General features: G+C 40.4%; 17 protein-coding genes. 13 read left to right on the plus strand and 4 right to left on the minus strand.

Annotated features, from left to right (window positions below):
* Positions 1-389 precede the first annotated feature (389 nt).
* From ABIN91_RS07780 to ABIN91_RS07795, 4 genes are all read left to right on the plus strand, one after another.
* A complete protein-coding gene (locus ABIN91_RS07780) occupies positions 390-587 on the plus strand; it encodes a hypothetical protein (RefSeq protein ID WP_348050207.1) in 198 nt (65 codons plus the stop codon).
* Positions 588-637: 50 nt separating this feature from the next.
* Positions 638-1,399 carry an endonuclease III gene (nth, locus tag ABIN91_RS07785; RefSeq protein ID WP_348050209.1) on the plus strand — a complete coding sequence of 254 codons (762 nt, stop codon included), beginning with the start codon at positions 638-640 and terminating at the stop codon, positions 1,397-1,399.
* 105 nt (positions 1,400-1,504) lie between these two features.
* Positions 1,505-2,515, plus strand: coding sequence for a recombinase RecA (gene recA / locus ABIN91_RS07790; RefSeq protein ID WP_348050211.1), 1,011 nt, complete (start codon positions 1,505-1,507; stop codon positions 2,513-2,515).
* Positions 2,516-3,150: 635 nt separating this feature from the next.
* Complete coding sequence (locus ABIN91_RS07795; RefSeq protein WP_348050213.1) at positions 3,151-3,909, plus strand: transposase; 759 nt, start codon at positions 3,151-3,153, stop codon at positions 3,907-3,909.
* A 154-nt stretch (positions 3,910-4,063) separates the two neighbouring features.
* Here the strand turns inward: ABIN91_RS07795 and ABIN91_RS07800 are convergent, their stop codons facing one another.
* Both ABIN91_RS07800 and ABIN91_RS07805 read right to left on the minus strand, forming a co-directional pair.
* Positions 4,064-4,585 (minus strand): hypothetical protein, encoded by a 522-nt coding sequence (locus ABIN91_RS07800; protein ID WP_348050215.1) that lies wholly within the window; start codon positions 4,583-4,585, stop codon positions 4,064-4,066.
* A gap of 347 nt (positions 4,586-4,932) precedes the next feature.
* The gene (locus ABIN91_RS07805; protein ID WP_348050217.1) at positions 4,933-6,750 is read right to left on the minus strand and encodes a DNA mismatch repair protein MutS; all 1,818 of its coding nucleotides are present in this window, start codon (positions 6,748-6,750) and stop codon (positions 4,933-4,935) included.
* Between the two features lie 76 nt (positions 6,751-6,826).
* Here ABIN91_RS07805 and rlmH point away from each other — a divergent pair, with 76 nt between their 5' ends.
* From rlmH to ABIN91_RS07820, 3 genes are all read left to right on the plus strand, one after another.
* Entirely contained in the window at positions 6,827-7,300 is a 474-nt protein-coding gene (gene rlmH / locus ABIN91_RS07810; protein ID WP_348050219.1) for a 23S rRNA (pseudouridine(1915)-N(3))-methyltransferase RlmH, read from the plus strand.
* Positions 7,301-7,341: 41 nt separating this feature from the next.
* Positions 7,342-8,295 carry a cation diffusion facilitator family transporter gene (locus ABIN91_RS07815; RefSeq protein WP_348050221.1) on the plus strand — a complete coding sequence of 318 codons (954 nt, stop codon included), beginning with the start codon at positions 7,342-7,344 and terminating at the stop codon, positions 8,293-8,295.
* 61 nt (positions 8,296-8,356) lie between these two features.
* Positions 8,357-8,674 carry a four-helix bundle copper-binding protein gene (locus ABIN91_RS07820; protein WP_348050223.1) on the plus strand — a complete coding sequence of 106 codons (318 nt, stop codon included), beginning with the start codon at positions 8,357-8,359 and terminating at the stop codon, positions 8,672-8,674.
* An 83-nt stretch (positions 8,675-8,757) separates the two neighbouring features.
* Here ABIN91_RS07820 and ABIN91_RS07825 read toward each other — a convergent pair whose 3' ends face one another.
* Positions 8,758-9,273 carry a DUF5606 domain-containing protein gene (locus tag ABIN91_RS07825; RefSeq protein ID WP_348050225.1) on the minus strand — a complete coding sequence of 172 codons (516 nt, stop codon included), beginning with the start codon at positions 9,271-9,273 and terminating at the stop codon, positions 8,758-8,760.
* A 3-nt stretch (positions 9,274-9,276) separates the two neighbouring features.
* The gene (locus ABIN91_RS07830; protein ID WP_348050227.1) at positions 9,277-9,738 is read right to left on the minus strand and encodes a peptidylprolyl isomerase; all 462 of its coding nucleotides are present in this window, start codon (positions 9,736-9,738) and stop codon (positions 9,277-9,279) included.
* Positions 9,739-9,925: 187 nt separating this feature from the next.
* Between ABIN91_RS07830 and ABIN91_RS07835 the strand changes: the two genes are divergently transcribed.
* From ABIN91_RS07835 to ABIN91_RS07860, 6 genes are all read left to right on the plus strand, one after another.
* On the plus strand, positions 9,926-10,429 hold the full coding sequence (locus ABIN91_RS07835; RefSeq protein WP_348050229.1) for a YcxB family protein: 504 nt from the start codon (positions 9,926-9,928) through the stop codon (positions 10,427-10,429).
* 179 nt (positions 10,430-10,608) lie between these two features.
* On the plus strand, positions 10,609-11,373 hold the full coding sequence (locus tag ABIN91_RS07840; protein WP_348050231.1) for an ABC transporter ATP-binding protein: 765 nt from the start codon (positions 10,609-10,611) through the stop codon (positions 11,371-11,373).
* 62 nt (positions 11,374-11,435) lie between these two features.
* Positions 11,436-12,548 carry an ABC transporter permease gene (locus ABIN91_RS07845; protein ID WP_348050233.1) on the plus strand — a complete coding sequence of 371 codons (1,113 nt, stop codon included), beginning with the start codon at positions 11,436-11,438 and terminating at the stop codon, positions 12,546-12,548.
* Between the two features lie 620 nt (positions 12,549-13,168).
* On the plus strand, positions 13,169-14,464 hold the full coding sequence (gene eno / locus ABIN91_RS07850; protein WP_348050235.1) for a phosphopyruvate hydratase: 1,296 nt from the start codon (positions 13,169-13,171) through the stop codon (positions 14,462-14,464).
* A 119-nt stretch (positions 14,465-14,583) separates the two neighbouring features.
* A complete protein-coding gene (locus ABIN91_RS07855) occupies positions 14,584-14,781 on the plus strand; it encodes a hypothetical protein (RefSeq protein WP_348050237.1) in 198 nt (65 codons plus the stop codon).
* Positions 14,782-15,316: 535 nt separating this feature from the next.
* On the plus strand, positions 15,317-16,445 hold a 1,129-nt coding region (locus ABIN91_RS07860; RefSeq protein ID WP_348050239.1), incomplete at its 3' end, for a DEAD/DEAH box helicase.

Here is a 16,445-nt window from a genome sequence, read left to right on the forward strand (position 1 = left end):
TTTACTATAATTGGGAAAGGCCACATCAAGGTATCAATGGAAAAAAACCTATCGAAATGACCACCCTAAACAACAAATAAAAATCCTGATTCTATTACCGAATTAATAAACCCTTACAGCAATGACAGATATTCTTTCTGAGAATATCACTTTTACCCATGGCTTTCTAACCTGTAACCATTAAAAATGAAATTGCGTATAACATAGCGCATTTTGTTGCGTTGGTATAATATGCGTTTTTACTGTGCAATTGGCTATTTTATTTGAAGCTCATCCCGTTACAAAACAAAGATGAAATTTAGATGAAAAAATAATGAAACAGATAAAATAATTTAATATCAGCTGCGTTTTTAATGTATCTTTAATCAATAGAAAATTAGAAAACGCTTATGGCAGAAACTTTTACATCTACTATTAACTCAACTACTAACGCTTTGGATATGAATGAGCAAGAAACCATGGAAAGCATAGGAGCTGATGAAATTGTGTTTTACAATTCCATCCGTGCTGATCTGGACCTGATAGCGATCCATCCAAAGGCCGATACCATTCAGAATATCCTGGATCATTCGATAAATTTACGTTAGTAACATAACAGGGATACGCTTGTTTAGGCTTACCCTTGTTATATTTGTACATGCTAAAACCCGAACGCTACCGTCACTTTGTTGAGTATTTTGCAAAAAACCAGCCCGTTGCCGAAACCGAGTTACATTATTCTGATCCGTTCCAATTACTAATTGCTGTAATACTCAGCGCGCAGTGTACCGATAAGCGCATTAACCAAATTACGCCGGCGTTATTTGAGCGCTTTCCTACGCCCGAATCGCTGGCCGCATCAACGCCCGAAGAAGTTTTTACCTACATCCGCAGTGTAAGCTATCCTAATAACAAGGCTAAACATTTGGTGGGTATGGCTAAAATGCTGGTTGAGGTTTTTCATAACGAAGTACCATCGGATATTAATGAATTGCAGCGCATGCCGGGCGTTGGCCGGAAGACGGCTAACGTAATAGCATCTGTAGTTTATGATGTGGCCGCTATTGCTGTGGATACGCATGTATTCCGGGTGTCAAACCGGATAGGTTTAACCACCAATGCTAATACCCCATTGGCCGTTGAAAAGCAATTAATGAAATACCTGCCCCAAAACACTTTGGCTATAGCCCACCACTGGCTTATTTTGCATGGGCGTTATATATGTGTAGCGCGCAGCCCCAAATGTGAGATTTGCCCGCTAACCTGGTTCTGTAAATATTACGAGCGTACACATACCGAAACTTACCTATTAAAAGAAGAAGCGGCCAGGCTAAAGAAAGATACTGCCGCCAAAAAGAAACGCAAACTGGATGGTATTAGCAAAGAGTTAAAGAAGCGCAGTGTGGATAAAGATATTTGATTTGCACAGCCCGTATCCCTAAGTTTACCTAAGAAAAAATAAATTGCCAAAAATATTAGTATTTACTAATTTAATTAGTATCTTTACACCCACACAATTAGAGAAATGAGTAGCGTAGAAAAATTAAAAGCATTACAGCTTACCTTAGATAAGCTTGAAAAATCATACGGTAAAGGTACCATCATGAAATTGGGCGATACCGCTATTGAACCGATAGAGGTTATTTCGACAGGTTCGTTAGGTTTGGATATTGCCCTTGGTGTTGGCGGTTTGCCTAAAGGCCGTGTAATTGAAATTTACGGTCCGGAGTCATCCGGTAAAACTACCTTAGCCATACATGCTATAGCCGAGTGTCAAAAAAATGGAGGCATTGCCGCGTTTATTGATGCGGAGCACGCTTTTGATAAATACTACGCCAAAAAACTGGGTGTTGATGTTGAAAATTTATTGATATCACAACCGGATAATGGCGAGCAGGCTTTGGAAATTGCCGATAACCTGATCCGTTCGGGAGCTATTGATATCATCGTGATCGACTCGGTTGCCGCTTTGGTACCTAAGAGTGAGATAGAAGGTGAGATGGGTGATTCTAAAATGGGATTACAGGCCCGCTTAATGTCGCAGGCTTTGCGTAAGTTAACCGGTACCATCAGCAAAACAGGATGCTGCTGTATCTTTATCAACCAATTGCGCGAGAAAATTGGTGTGATGTTTGGTAACCCCGAAACTACTACCGGTGGTAACGCTTTGAAGTTTTACGCTTCGGTACGTTTGGATATCCGCAGGATATCACAAATTAAGGATACTGACGAGGTTTCTGGTAACCGTGTAAAGGTGAAGATAGTAAAGAACAAAGTTGCACCGCCGTTCCGGATAGCCGAGTTTGACATTATGTTTGGCGAAGGTATTTCAAAAGCAGGTGAGATAATCGATTTAGGTGTTGAGTACGAGATCATCAAAAAAGCTGGGTCATGGTTTAGCTACGGCGATACCCGTTTAGGTCAGGGTCGCGACGCGGTTAAACAATTGATATTGGATAACCCGGAATTAATGGAAGAACTGGAAGCCAAGATCAGGGAAACTGTTACCGGCGAAAAATTAGAAGAGAAAGTTTAATAGTTTTTAGAATATATAATGTGGATAGCGATGGGTTTAGGCTCATCGCTATTTTTTTGTTTAGTGAGAACTATCATTCCCCGCCAAAAAATGTCATTTCCTTTAGATTAGCTTGAACAAAACATCATTGGTTGTTATTATTGTTGAAGCTTTCTTTTTGCTTCTTTTTCTTTGTTAATAACTCTGATTTTTGTGGATAAAGTTAACATCGGTAAGGGCGCATTATTGTCATTTCCAGGCTTAGAGGCCTATCGTTCGATTTACTCCCTTACCGTTTGTTTTAAACTGTGGCATCAAATAGAAATTAGAGTTATCGAGGCTCATTAGTAAGGAATTGATGTGGTTTAAAACGTGTTAACTGTTTACTAAAATAAACAGCACAAAGGTATGGAATTTGATTTTTTCATTGGCATCGACGTATCCAAAAATGAATTGGACTTTGCGGTCCAACAAGGAGACCGGCTATTGTTTCACCGGGAGATCGCAAACGAATCGGGGGCTATGACTTGGTTTATTAAAGAGTTGTGTAAACTACCGGGCTTTGTTCTGAGCAGGGCTATCTTTTGTATGGAGCACACGGGTATTTACAATAATCATGCGCTGTATTGCCTGTATAAAAGAAAGCGAATGTGTGTTTGGAAGCGGCCACCCAGATCAGAAACTCGCTGGGCAATATCCGGGGGAAGAACGACAAGATCGATGCCATCCGGATTGCAGGTTACGCACACGACAGGCAGCGCAAACTGTGTTTATGGCAACCTAAACGCGAAGTGGTACAGCAGTTAGCCCATCTTTCAGCTACGCGTTTGCGCCTGATCACGGTAAAGAAACAATTGAAAGTTCCGCTTAATGAACACGCTGCTTTCAGTACAAATAAGGTCAGCAGGGCGAGCCTTCAAATATGCAGCCATACGCTAAAAGCCATAGATGAAGATATCGCTAGGGCTGATAAAGCCCTCCAGCAACTCATTGCGGGTGATGTGGAGTTAAGCCGTTTGTTCGCGTTGGTGACCTCTGTAAACGGTGTCGGTAAAGTTACCGCAGCACAGATCATTGTTGCCACTAATGAGTTCAAAACCATAAGCGATTCTAAAAAATTTGCCTGTTATTCAGGCGTAGCTCCTTTTACGGATGATTCAGGAAAAGTCCTCAAAAAAGCTAGGGTATCACATATGGCCAATAAAAAAGTAAAAACACTACTGCATCTGTCGGCTATCGTGGCCATACAATATAATCCCGACTTAAAACTATTCTATCAGCGTAAGGTACAGCAGGAAAAAAAGAATAAAATGAGTGTGATAAATGCCGTGAGAAACAAACTCATTCTACGCATTTTTGCTTGTGTAAACCAAAACAGACCCTATGAAAAATATTATCAAAAAGAACTTGCTTAAATCATAGAAATCGAACGAGGTACAAGAAAGAGCATCTTTCTTTACTGACGAGAGAAATCTTTTGCGAGTGGCTCTGCAAACGGTTGTGTCCCGCGCAAAAGATTTCTGGCACTAATATACAAATCTACACCAAGGGGAAACATAAAGAATAAATTCAATGAATTTCGCCTTTTTGGATTTTCTTTAGAGGCGTATCAATCGCTTTTGGCTTTAGCAATGGTTTTTGCGCTGGGGATTGGGTTTTTTGCGATGTTGTATGTTGTAATTGATCAATTGTGGACTTTAATGCATCATTAGCGACCTTATAAGATAGAAATGATATTATAACACTTGCCCCGCTTAGTACCAGCGTAGCGATTAAAACATTCGTTTGTTTTTTAGAAGATGAAACCATTTGCATATCCCTTTCTAAATCATTTAGAAATCTATATCCATCAATCGTTAAAGAGGCTGTGATGTATTCGATTTTGCCAGTGTTTTCAAACTGTTTAATTTCATAAGCAATATATCCACTATCTCTCAATTTACCTAGGTATACTTTGGTATCTATGTATCTTGCTTTACTATCAGAAGTAATAGGAAACCTACTATCAATTAATGCTTTTATTGAAGTTCTGATATTTACGCCATTTTCGTTAAGCGTTTTTAAAAATTCAATAGTCTTATCATTTTCCATTAATACCAATGTTTTACCATTGGCAATATACAAATTAAGCCGGAGTTTACACAAGACGGTAACGGCATGTGGATAAAACAAAAAGCTCACGATTACTAATCATGAGCTTTTTGTTATCTTTGCAAGATGACTGTTGGGACAGTTAATATGTAGCCATTTGGACGGGAGCGGTTAGTAACTTTGGACGGCGAAAACCACTTCCCATATTGGCATTTACATTTGCAAATACAAATATAACAAACATTTTGAAATACACTTGCATTAATCAAATAAATCCCGGTGTAGATTTGTATGTTAGTGCCAGATTTCTCCTATCGTCGAAATGACAAAGCTAATTTGGAGATTTCTCAATCCGCATCAACATCAATCCCTATCTTCTTAAGCAATAACGAAGCATTAAAAGTTTTACACTCACCATCCTTGATCTTATAATCAAACAACATTTCGCCGTTGATTACCTGGATATCGAAGTAGTAATTGCGGATGTAATCGGGATATTTTTGGTCTAACAAAGCGATTTGTAGATCATGTGTCGCAACAAGCCCGACGCCTTTTTTACGGATGAGTTGTTCGATAACCGCTTTTGAGCCTTTGTATTTATCTACAGAATTTGTTCCGCGCAGCATTTCATCTATCAGGAAATATACTTTTTCGGAGCCATCAACCGCGGCTAATAGCATTTGCAGGCGGTCAAGTTCGGCTTTAAAGGTTGATGTACTTTCATTAAGTGAATCTTTAATGCGCATATAGCTGATGATGGTAATTACAGATACGCTCATAGTTTCGGCGCAAACCGGTGCGCCTGATAAAGCTAATACGGTGTTGATGCCCAAAGTTCGCAAAAAGGTACTTTTGCCGGCCATGTTAGAGCCGGTTATGATATCAATTTTAAGTGTGTTATGTAGCTCATAATCATTCTCCACACGGGTTTTGCTGTTGATGAGCGGGTGCGCTATTGCTGTGGCTGATAAGGTATAAGCATCACCATCGGCAATTTGCGGAAAAATCCAGTCTGGGTAGTTGGTGTGCAAACTCGATAGACTGACTAAAGCTTCAAATTCGGCTATTACATCGAAGGCTTCTTCAAGATTTTCCTGGTTGTTGAGCTTCCAATTTTCAATAGCTATTACCTGCTTTACGTTCCAAACGAAGATCCCGTTAAGGATGGCGCCTAATACAATATTTAAGCGGGCGTTCAGATTATTGATAAGTTTAGATAGCGCTTTGATATTGGCAGATACATAGCCATTTTGGCGGGATTTGATTTTATCTGCAACGCTGTGGCAATAGGCTGATTTGAAGGTTTCGTTTTCTATCATTTTGAAAACTTCCACGTAGTTGCCTAATTCTTTCCCAATTCTGCCTGCTAACAAATCTGCCTTTTCTACCTGCTCGTTGTGCGAAGTGGCTATCCTGCCGTTAATCAACGCGATAGCGATAGCTAAATAAATGGCTGGGTGATAGAAAAGGGATACAATAATGCTCAGTAATATAACTATCGGAGCAATTTTGATGTAGGTGGTTAATGCCTTTTCGTTTTTGATCAGTATAGGTAAGCGCAGGTAATTGAAAAGTAGTTTGAGTGTATTTTTATCCTGCTTAACAGCGAATAATAACCGCGCTTGCAAGTTGAGTTTCCAATCTTTTTTAGCGGTTAATTCTTGTACCGCTGTTTGCCTTTCTAAAATAGTTTCCTTTTGGGATGGCGCGTTTAGCCAACTTGCCAGTTTTGAAATTCCGGGTGTTGTTGCACCGCGGTTAACTAATTGGAATAGGGATGATTGGCCGAAAACATCAAGGTCGGAAGTGTAGTAATGCTTTTCGTCGTTAAACTCATCGCCATTGTAATACAGGTTTGAGCGGTTGGTAATACTGGCGGCCTCATTCTCGTTAACAGCTTTTAGATTTTGAAAAAAGCGGAGTTGAGCTTCGTACTTGTTTTGTGTTGATACCAAATAGCCAAAACCCAAAATGAAGAGAAATACAGAAACAGACAACATGAAGTAATCAATCCAAACGGAAGATGCTACCGCAAGCAAAATAAATAGGACAAATGCACCTAAGCGACCTAATGAATAAGCATCAACCAGTTTTTTGTATTTGGCAACTTGTTGTTGCGCATCGTTAATGCGTTGGTTGTAATCTGCTAAAATATTCTGGTTCATTTGGTGTGCGGTTATTATGCAACAAATTAAAGGAAATTAGGCGCTTATCCTCAAATATTCGTTCTTTTGTTTTGAAATGAAGATCACACTGCTTACCGTTGGTAAAACCGAAGATGCTTATTTGAAAGATGGCATGGATAAATATTTGAAACGGTTGAAGCACTATATCAAATTCGAGATAGTTGAATTGCCCGAGTTGAAGAATACTAAAGCGTTAAGTGAATCGCAACAAAAGACTAAGGAAGCGGAATTGCTGTTTAAGAACATTGCAGCCACGGATTATGTAATGCTATTAGACGAGGCTGGGTCGCAACATACATCAGTTCAATTTTCTGATCTGTTAAATAAAAAGATGATCGCCTCGGTTAATAACCTGGTATTTATTATTGGCGGGCCTTATGGTTTTGACGAGAGTATTTACAAACGGGCAAATGATAAGCTCTCGCTATCCAAAATGACGTTTTCGCATCAAATGGTGAGGTTGTTTTTTGTGGAACAGATTTACCGTGCGTTTACCATTTTAAAGGGCGAGCCTTATCATCATCAATAGTTTTAATCCCGGTTTAATTCGTAAACTCCTATCTTTGCAGCATGTCAGCAGGTCACGATCATAGTCATAACCATAGCCACGGGATTGGTCATCATCATGATCACGCACCTAAAATAGATCATATCAATACGGCTTTTGTATTGGGTATTATCTTAAACTCAGCCTTTGTTATTATTGAGATTATCATGGGTTTAGTGAGTGGTTCGCTTTCGTTATTGACAGATGCGGGGCATAATTTGAGTGATGTGGCCAGTCTGGCTTTAGCGCTATTGGCTTTTAAACTCACTAAAACAAAATCGAATAAACAATATACTTACGGTTATAAAAGTTCAACCATTATTGTGTCGTTGTTAAATGCTTTTATCCTGATCGTAGGTATCGCGTTTATTGTTTACGAGGCTATTATGCGCTTTATTCATCCGGTAAACGGAATTCCGGGAATTACCATTGCCTGGGTAGCTTTTGTTGGGATAGGGGTTAACGGTTTTACCGCATGGTTGTTTACCCGTGGCGATGGCAAGGAAAAAGATAAGGACCTGAATGTGAAAGGCGCGTATATGCACATGGCTGTAGACGCTATTGTATCGTTAGGTGTGGTACTATCGGGCATCGCGATTTACTTTACTCATTTATTCTGGATAGATAGTGTAGTCAGTTTGGTCATTGGAGTAGTGATTTTGATGGGTACATGGGGTTTATTGAAAGATAGTTTGAGGTTGGCTTTGGCCGGTGTACCGAAAGAGTTGAGCCTGGAAAAAATTAAAAAGGAATTGCTTAAAGTAAAAGGTGTAGTTGATGTGCACCACATGCACGTTTGGGCCCTGAGTACTACCGAAAATGCTTTAACCGCCCACCTGGTAGTTAAGGAAGCTGACATGCCGAATTTTGATCATATCAAGCATGAACTGAGGCATACGCTTGAACACCTCGAAATTAGCCATTGCACATTTGAGCCAGAATTTGGCGATGAAAAGTGTGAACGGGTAAAATGCTGATCAGCTAAAATAAAACCAACAATTTGAGGCTTACGTAGTTGTACTATAAAACAAAACAACTATGAAATCGCTGGAAGAGTGTATTGAAGCCTGTTTGGCTTGCCTGAAAGCTTGCGAAATATGTGCTACCAAGAACATAGAAATGGGCGACAAGCGCATGGCTGATTGCATTAAAGCTTGCCGCGATTGTGCCGATATATGCAATTTATGCCTTAAATGGCTAAGTCGCCAATCAAAATTTTCGGAAGATTTATGCGATTTGTGCGCGCGGATATGTGAGGCTTGCGCTAATGAATGCGACAAACATGCCGATATGCACGAGCATTGCCGCCGTTGCGCCGAGGCCTGCAGAAGATGTGTTGAAACATGCAGGAAATAGAATCAAGAGCCAAGATGCAAGAATCAAGATTTAGAGCAGGTATGTTCGCTTTGTTATCTTGATTCTTGAGTCTTAATTATCCTTTACTCGGCTTTCTTCTTTTTAGGTGCTTTTGGCGCCTTTGGTTTTTCTTCGGGAACTGCAGCTTCCTCTTTTGCGGCTTTAGCAGTGGCTTTCTCTTCGATTACTGGTTCTGCAACGGGTGCGGCAGTTGGATCAGCTTCCTTAAACAAAGGCATATCTTTTAGGATATGGAACCAGCCTACTATCTTTTTCATATCAGATGAGTAAACCTTCTCTTCATCATGATCAGGTGCTACTTCTCTGAAAAAAGCGCGAAGCTTAGTGCCGTCTGCCTTGATATCCGGAACGTTTGATGCCGCTTTCATTCTTTCCAACACATCTTTTAAACGGATGTCGTCTTCGTAACTAAAAATGGTGATCTCGTCCAGCGCGGCCAGCTTTGCTGTAGACAGGTTAGCTACCAGCTTAATTTTTTGCGCATCAAGGCTCTCTAATATAAAGCCGGTTTTATTTTGAGCCAAAGCCCGCCATAAACCTGGTTTGCCCGATACTGCTACAATTCCTTGTAAATTCATTTCTTAATCTTCAATAATTTCAATAGTAGATATTTTATCGCCCTGGCGAATCTCATCAACTACATCAATGTTTTCAATCACCTTACCAAAGCAAGTGTGGTTTCTATCTAAGTGAGCAGTGTTTGCACGGCTATGGCAGATGAAAAATTGTGAACCGCCAGTGTTACGGCCAGCATGTGCCATTGACAACACACCACGATCGTGATATTGGTTTTCGCCTGTTAATTCGCAATCGATGGTATAACCTGGTCCGCCGCTACCTGCGCGGTAAGCAGTTGCAGGATCTTTAGAGAACGGGCATCCGCCTTGAACCATAAAATTAGGGATCACACGGTGAAATGCAATACCATTGTAAAAGCCTTCTTTAGCTAATTTTTTAAAATTGGCTACGGCCTTAGGGGCATCGTTTTCGTAGAATTCTACGGTCATATCGCCCTTGTCTGTTTTAATTATCGCTTTACTCATTTTGTTCTAAATTTTCAGAGGGGCAAAGTTAGTAAAAAAGGTGAAAGCTTAAAGGTAGATGTGCGGATGTTGGCAGAAGCTAATACGAAATAACCTAAGGCAGTGACAATTGAATGAAAATGCTGTTGATTTGAAAATATTGTTGGAATGATAATTGAGTTACATACATTTATATAAAAGATATCAGATGGAAGCATTAATTATCAACAGCCAGCTAACTGCTCAACAGTATCAGAATATAAACATTCATTTTATGTGGTTGCGGGTAAGATGGATATTAGCTATCGCTATAGTATTTCTTCTGATCTGTTTTTTCTCGGTTCCTGCAGCACAACGTGGCGACTCGGTTTTATTATGGGCCGCCGGGATATTTTTTGTGTATGTACCATTATTCCCGGTGCTTTCCTATTTTAAATCAGGAAAAGAATATAAAAAGAATACCTCGATGGGTGAAAAAAAGGAATATGTATTTAACGATGAAAATATTCAGATCAATGGCGAAACAACTAATATGACCATGGATTGGAAACATGTTAACAAAGTGAAGGAACGTAGTAAAGATTTCATCATATTGGCTTTCAATAATAAATCGATGATCTGTTTACCTAAGTCAAACTTTAACGCCAATGAACTTTCCGCATTTAAGGGTATTATTAAAGATAAGGGTGTTAAAAACGATTTGAAGCCTTAAATTGCAATAATTTGAACAAGGCGATATTGCTCAATAAAAAGAGAGGTAATAATCATTGTTTTTCCGACTTCCGGTCTTTCCCGACTTTCGGACTAAAATAAAACTCCTTTTACCGTAAAAAAGCTGTCATTCGCCGAAAAGGTTATGGTTATTTGAAATAAGTAACCGATTTTTACGACATGGCAAAACAACCCATTATTACAGTTAATAACCTGGTAAAAAAATATGGCGATTTTACTGCCGTTAACGATATCAGTTTTGAGGTTTTTGAGGGTGAGATATTTGGGCTGCTTGGCCCCAACGGCGCCGGCAAAACTACCACACTCGAAATTATTGAAACCCTGCGCGATAAAACATCCGGTAATATCACTGTTGATGGTTTTTCGATAGATACGGATGCAGCAAGCATTAAGCAGCGCATTGGCGTGCAGTTACAGGCGGCGGGATATTATCCTAATTTGAATCTGACCGAGCTGATCGAACTATTTTCGGGCCTTTACGGGGTGAAGGTTAGCGCGATGGACATGCTTGAAAAGGTGTCGTTAACGGATAAGGCTAAAGCTAAATACAAAGAACTTTCGGGCGGGCAAAAACAGCGGTTCTCTATCGCGACCACGCTTATTAATAACCCACGGATCGTGTTTTTGGATGAGCCAACAACCGGGCTTGACCCGCAGGCACGCCGCAACCTTTGGGATCTGATCCGTGAGATACGGGACAACGGGACTACTGTTGTAATTACTACGCACTATATGGATGAGGCCGAAATACTTTGCGACCGTGTAGCCTTTGTGGATGGCGGGAACGTTATCGGCATTAATACCCCGGATAACTTTATTGATGAATTGGTTGCATCTGGCTTTGAACGTGAAAAAGAAGTAAAGAAAGCTAACCTTGAAGATGTATTTATCACAAAAACGGGGAAGCATTTACGCGAAGCGTAAGTGCAGAACTAATAATCAAGAATCAGGAAGCAAGACCAATCAACTATTGAACTAATTAACTAATGAACCAACAAAAATCTTACAGCAATTTTGATGCTACCATGGCTATTGCCAAAGCCAGTTTCCGTTCTATAATCCGCAGCCCTTCGGCGGTGGTATTTAGTTTGGCGTTTCCGCTCATCTTTATTTTGGTGTTTGGTTTTATTGGTGGTGGTGGCGGTTTTAAGGTTGATGTTGGTGTGATGAACGGCACCGATACCACCAGCGACATTTATCGCGCCATTGAAAAAAGTGGCGGCGCTAATTTGATCGTTACACAAACGGATGCCGAAATGCTTTCCGATCTGCAAAAGGGCCGCACCGATGTAATGATCAAAATTCAGAAGAATACAAACACCATACCTGCTTACAAAATTGATGTAAAGTACACCGAAGCATCTGCCGAAAAAGGTAAATTGTTTCGATCGCTAGTGTTGATGCCTATATTGGCCGCTTTTAATAAACCCAAAGATTTTGTTGCGCCAGCACCGTACGCTTCATTAAGCGAGGCCACGGTAACCGGCAGGGTTTACAAAACCATTGATTTTATTTTACCCGGCCAGTTAGGTTTCTCGTTGTTGAGCAGCGGGGTATTTGGTACTGCATTCGTGTTTTTGAGTTTGCGGGTATCGTTGGTAATTAAACGGTTTTTTGCTACACCGGTTAAACGCTACAGCATTATATTGGGCGAAATGATAGCCCGTATCGTATTCTCGTTGATAGGGGCTTTGATCATTATTGCTATTGGCCACTTCGCGTTTGGCTTTACACTGATACATGGTTTTATAACGGTGTTGAATATGATGGTGTTATCGGTTATCGGTTTGATTGTGTTTATGGGTTTTGGCTTTGTGGTGTCTGGTGTGGCTAAGAACGAGAGTAGTGTGCCGCCGATTGCTAATATTATTACTTTGCCACAGTTTTTGTTATCGGGTACGTTTTTCTCTATCACGGCTTTCCCTAAATGGTTGCAGCCTATTAGTAATGCTTTGCCGTTAACTTATTTGAATAAAGCTATGCGGAGTGTGGCGTTTGAAGGTTCGACACTGTGGGATGTGCGGACGGAGGTTTTGATTCTTTTTATTTGGATGGTGATTGTTTATGCTGTGGCGATAAAGACGTTTAAGTGGGAGTAAGGTAGGATTTATTGTATTGGGCGATGAGGGGCTGAACGATATGTATTCTTAAATTCTATCATCGGCCGCTCATAGCCGCGGTGGCCTGGTTGCGTTATTCACCTATGTTGTTTTTGGTGTGAATGATTGCTATCGCAATTTGTCTTGACACAAAAGTAACCAAAAAGTCAAGACAGCCCGAACCTTCTGCCCGCACGGGCCATACTCCCGGCCCGGCGTGCTGTCGGGCCTTTGCGCTTTTTCTCATGCACATTTTTACTATTATTTTTATTTTGCGTTAAGGATTGAAGCGGATACCGGCCCGTGATTAATGCCTGTGTAGTATGAGCGTAAAGCCTGGGCCGTTGGCAACGCCCAATCGAAGAGAGTCAAGACGCAAGAATCAGGAGTTAAGAAAGAAAATCATTAATCTTTGCCCCTTGTTCTTTGATCAAAAACCTTCCAAAAACCCTTAGTGTAAATAATACACAAAATAATTGTGATGTTTGGGTAAAAACGTAGTTTAATTGCTTAAGTTTTTATAATTTAGCGGCCGTTAGGTTTGGAGTGTGTTTTAATCGAGCCGCTCCGCTAATTTCCTGATAACCTTAATCGAATACAAACAAACCAAGAAAACACAAATGAGTATTATAATTAACGTTCACGCCCGCCAGATACTGGACTCGCGCGGTAACCCAACTATCGAAGTTGAAGTATTAACAGAAAATGGCGCTTTGGGCCGTGCGGCTGTTCCATCAGGAGCATCAACCGGTATTCACGAGGCTGTTGAACTGCGTGACGATGATAAAAAAGTATACATGGGCAAAGGTGTTTTAAAAGCCGTTGCTAACGTGAATGATATAATTGCCCCTGCTTTGAAAGGCTTTGATGTTTTTGAACAAAACGCGATTGATAAGCTGATGATTGAGCTTGATGGTACTGCTAACAAAGGTAAATTAGGTGCTAATGCTATTTTGGGTGTTTCGTTAGCTGCTGCTAAAGCTGCTGCTCAGGAAAGCCGTCAGCCGTTATACCGCTACGTTGGTGGTGTAAACGCTAATACATTGCCTATCCCGATGATGAACATTGTGAACGGTGGTTCGCACTCCGACGCGCCTATCGCGTTTCAGGAATTCATGATCATGCCGGTTGGCGCTTCTTCATTTTCTGAGGCTTTGCGTTGGGGTACTGAGGTTTTCCACAACCTGAAAAAGATTTTGCACGACCGTGGCCTTTCAACCGCTGTTGGCGACGAAGGTGGTTTTGCTCCAACTTTTGAAGGTACTGAAGATGGTGTTGAAACGATTTTAAAAGCGATTGAGAAAGCTGGTTACAAACCAGGTGTTGATATCTACATCGCGTTTGATTGCGCGGCATCTGAGTTTTACAAAGATGGCAAATACGATTATACCAAATTTGAAGGCGATAAAGGTGTGATCCGCAGCAGCGCAGAGCAGGTAGATTATTTAGCTCAATTGGTAGCGAAATATCCGATCATATCTATTGAAGATGGTATGGCCGAAGATGATTGGGATGGATGGAAATTGTTAACCGAAAAATTGGGCGATAAAGTTCAGTTGGTTGGCGATGATTTATTTGTAACCAATGTAAAACGTTTACAAATGGGTATTGATAAGGATACTGCTAACTCAATTTTGGTTAAGGTGAACCAGATCGGTTCGTTAACGGAAACTATTGACGCGGTTAGTTTAGCTCAAACTCATGGCTATACTTCGGTAATGAGTCACCGTTCTGGAGAAACTGAGGATGCTACCATTGCCGATTTAGCAGTTGCTTTAAATTGCGGTCAGATCAAAACCGGTTCGGCTTCACGATCAGACAGGATAGCTAAATACAACCAGTTATTACGTATTGAAGAAGAATTAGGCGCTAACGCGAAGTTTATTGGTAAAAACTTTAAGTACGCTAAAAAATAATATTGATTCACTAATTTTCTCGAATTAGAGCGAATTGAAAAGCCTCCCGATTTATCGGAGGCTTTTTTTGTTTACTTCGTTTTTTGTATATTTATAGTAAAGATCATCAAATAAAAAAGATGGAAAGAAAAATGGCAATGGTGGTTAACCATGTAAAGCTGGAAGATGAAGATGGTTTGGATATCCTTTTTTGGCGATCAAAAAGTGCAGAGGAAAGAATTGCCGAAGTTACCCGTTTGCGGGTGAATTATTATACCTGGTTAAATGGCTCTTATCCAAAAAGTATAGAAAAGGTAATTACTAAGCGCTCTTTATGATTTTCGAGCAGGATTTTATAGATTTTGTTGAATTGTTAAACCGCCATCAGGTTGAATATATGGTTGTAAGAGCTCATGCCTTAGCCTATCATGGGAGGCCACGGCATACCGGGGATTTAGATATATTGAACGCTATCGGGAGTTAACTTTGATGAGGCTTATCTAAATAAAATAGATGGAGATGTTGATGATCTGAAAATCTCATACATCAGTATTACAGATTTTATTGCAAATAAGCTAACAACCGGTAGGGCAAAGGACCTTGGCGATATACAAGCACTTAAGAATAGGACGAGAAAAGATTAGTTTGTGGATTTTAAGAGATTACTTCAAAGTATGTATCCGGGAATTTAAAGTCAATTCAAGTTCCCGAGATTTCTTTACGTGCATTTGGCTCTCATATCTCATATCCCAAATAAAAAGCGTATCTTTGCAGCAATATATGTGATTTACACATATCCGCACTTAACCGGCTCTGATTTACAACAAATCTCATTTCCTTTTATAGAGCGGGAACTTTTATTAAATACAATACATGTCATTCCAGGATCTAAAATTAATTGAGCCTATCCTCAAGGCCTTAAAACACGAGGGATATACTACGCCAACTCCTATTCAGGAGCAATCAATACCCATTATATTAAACCGTAAAGACCTTTTAGGTTGCGCGCAAACCGGTACCGGTAAAACAGCGGCATTCGCTATTCCTATTTTGCAAATTTTGCACCAGGATAAGGCGCAGTTTAATTCAACAAAAGGTATCAAAACCTTAATATTGACACCAACACGTGAGCTGGCTATTCAAATTGACGAGAGCTTTGCTGCTTACGGTCGCCATATGGGTTTAAAACATTTGGTAATATTTGGCGGTGTATCGCAACACCACCAGGTTGAAACTTTGAAACGTGGCGTTGATATACTGGTAGCAACACCAGGTCGTTTGCTTGATCTGGTTCAGCAAGGTTTTGTACGTTTGGGGGAGATTAAAATATTGGTATTGGACGAAGCTGACCGTATGTTGGATATGGGTTTTGTTAACGATGTTAAAAAGATCATCGGAAAGCTACCTGCTATGCGTCAAACGTTGTTCTTCTCGGCTACTATGCCGAATGAGATACAAGCGTTAGCCAACAGCATTTTAAAAAACCCTGAAAAGGTTGAGGTTACGCCGGTATCGTCGACCGCTGATACGATTAACCAAAGCATCTTTTTTGTTGAGAAGAACGATAAAAAAGCTTTGCTTAATCATATTTTAAAAGATAAAAACATTGCTACCGCGTTGGTATTTACCCGTACCAAGCATGGTGCTGATAAGGTGGTTAAAGATTTGTTAAAAGTTAATATTACTGCCGAAGCTATCCACGGTAATAAATCGCAAAATGCGCGTCAGCGTGCTTTAACAAACTTTAAGGCCCGTACTACACGCGTTTTGGTTGCTACCGATATTGCGGCACGTGGTATTGATATTGACGAGTTAACCCACGTTATTAATTACGAATTACCTAACATACCCGAAACTTACGTACACCGTATAGGCCGTACAGGCAGGGCAGGGGCAAGCGGTATCGCGATGTCGTTCTGTGATTCGGATGAGGGTGAGTTTTTGTATGATATCCATAAATTGATCGGTAAGGTTATTCCGGTTGATGATTCACATCCTTACC

The sequence above is a fragment of the Mucilaginibacter sp. genome (genome assembly GCF_039921305.1).
Taxonomy (GTDB): domain Bacteria; phylum Bacteroidota; class Bacteroidia; order Sphingobacteriales; family Sphingobacteriaceae; genus Mucilaginibacter.

Coding starts and splice junctions, on each gene's coding strand:
- ABIN91_RS07825 (WP_348050225.1), bottom strand. CDS start 9,273: ATGAATTTACAAGGAATTGTAGCAGTATCGGGCAAACCAGGTTTATGG.
- ABIN91_RS07805 (WP_348050217.1), bottom strand. CDS start 6,750: ATGAACCAGAATATTTTAGCAGATTACAACCAACGCATTAACGATGCG.
- ABIN91_RS07780 (WP_348050207.1), top strand. CDS start 390: ATGGCAGAAACTTTTACATCTACTATTAACTCAACTACTAACGCTTTG.
- rlmH (WP_348050219.1), top strand. CDS start 6,827: ATGAAGATCACACTGCTTACCGTTGGTAAAACCGAAGATGCTTATTTG.
- ABIN91_RS07835 (WP_348050229.1), top strand. CDS start 9,926: ATGGAAGCATTAATTATCAACAGCCAGCTAACTGCTCAACAGTATCAG.
- ABIN91_RS07840 (WP_348050231.1), top strand. CDS start 10,609: ATGGCAAAACAACCCATTATTACAGTTAATAACCTGGTAAAAAAATAT.
- ABIN91_RS07855 (WP_348050237.1), top strand. CDS start 14,584: ATGGAAAGAAAAATGGCAATGGTGGTTAACCATGTAAAGCTGGAAGAT.
- ABIN91_RS07820 (WP_348050223.1), top strand. CDS start 8,357: ATGAAATCGCTGGAAGAGTGTATTGAAGCCTGTTTGGCTTGCCTGAAA.
- ABIN91_RS07830 (WP_348050227.1), bottom strand. CDS start 9,738: ATGAGTAAAGCGATAATTAAAACAGACAAGGGCGATATGACCGTAGAA.
- recA (WP_348050211.1), top strand. CDS start 1,505: ATGAGTAGCGTAGAAAAATTAAAAGCATTACAGCTTACCTTAGATAAG.
- nth (WP_348050209.1), top strand. CDS start 638: ATGCTAAAACCCGAACGCTACCGTCACTTTGTTGAGTATTTTGCAAAA.
- eno (WP_348050235.1), top strand. CDS start 13,169: ATGAGTATTATAATTAACGTTCACGCCCGCCAGATACTGGACTCGCGC.
- ABIN91_RS07815 (WP_348050221.1), top strand. CDS start 7,342: ATGTCAGCAGGTCACGATCATAGTCATAACCATAGCCACGGGATTGGT.
- ABIN91_RS07800 (WP_348050215.1), bottom strand. CDS start 4,585: ATGGAAAATGATAAGACTATTGAATTTTTAAAAACGCTTAACGAAAAT.
- ABIN91_RS07845 (WP_348050233.1), top strand. CDS start 11,436: ATGAACCAACAAAAATCTTACAGCAATTTTGATGCTACCATGGCTATT.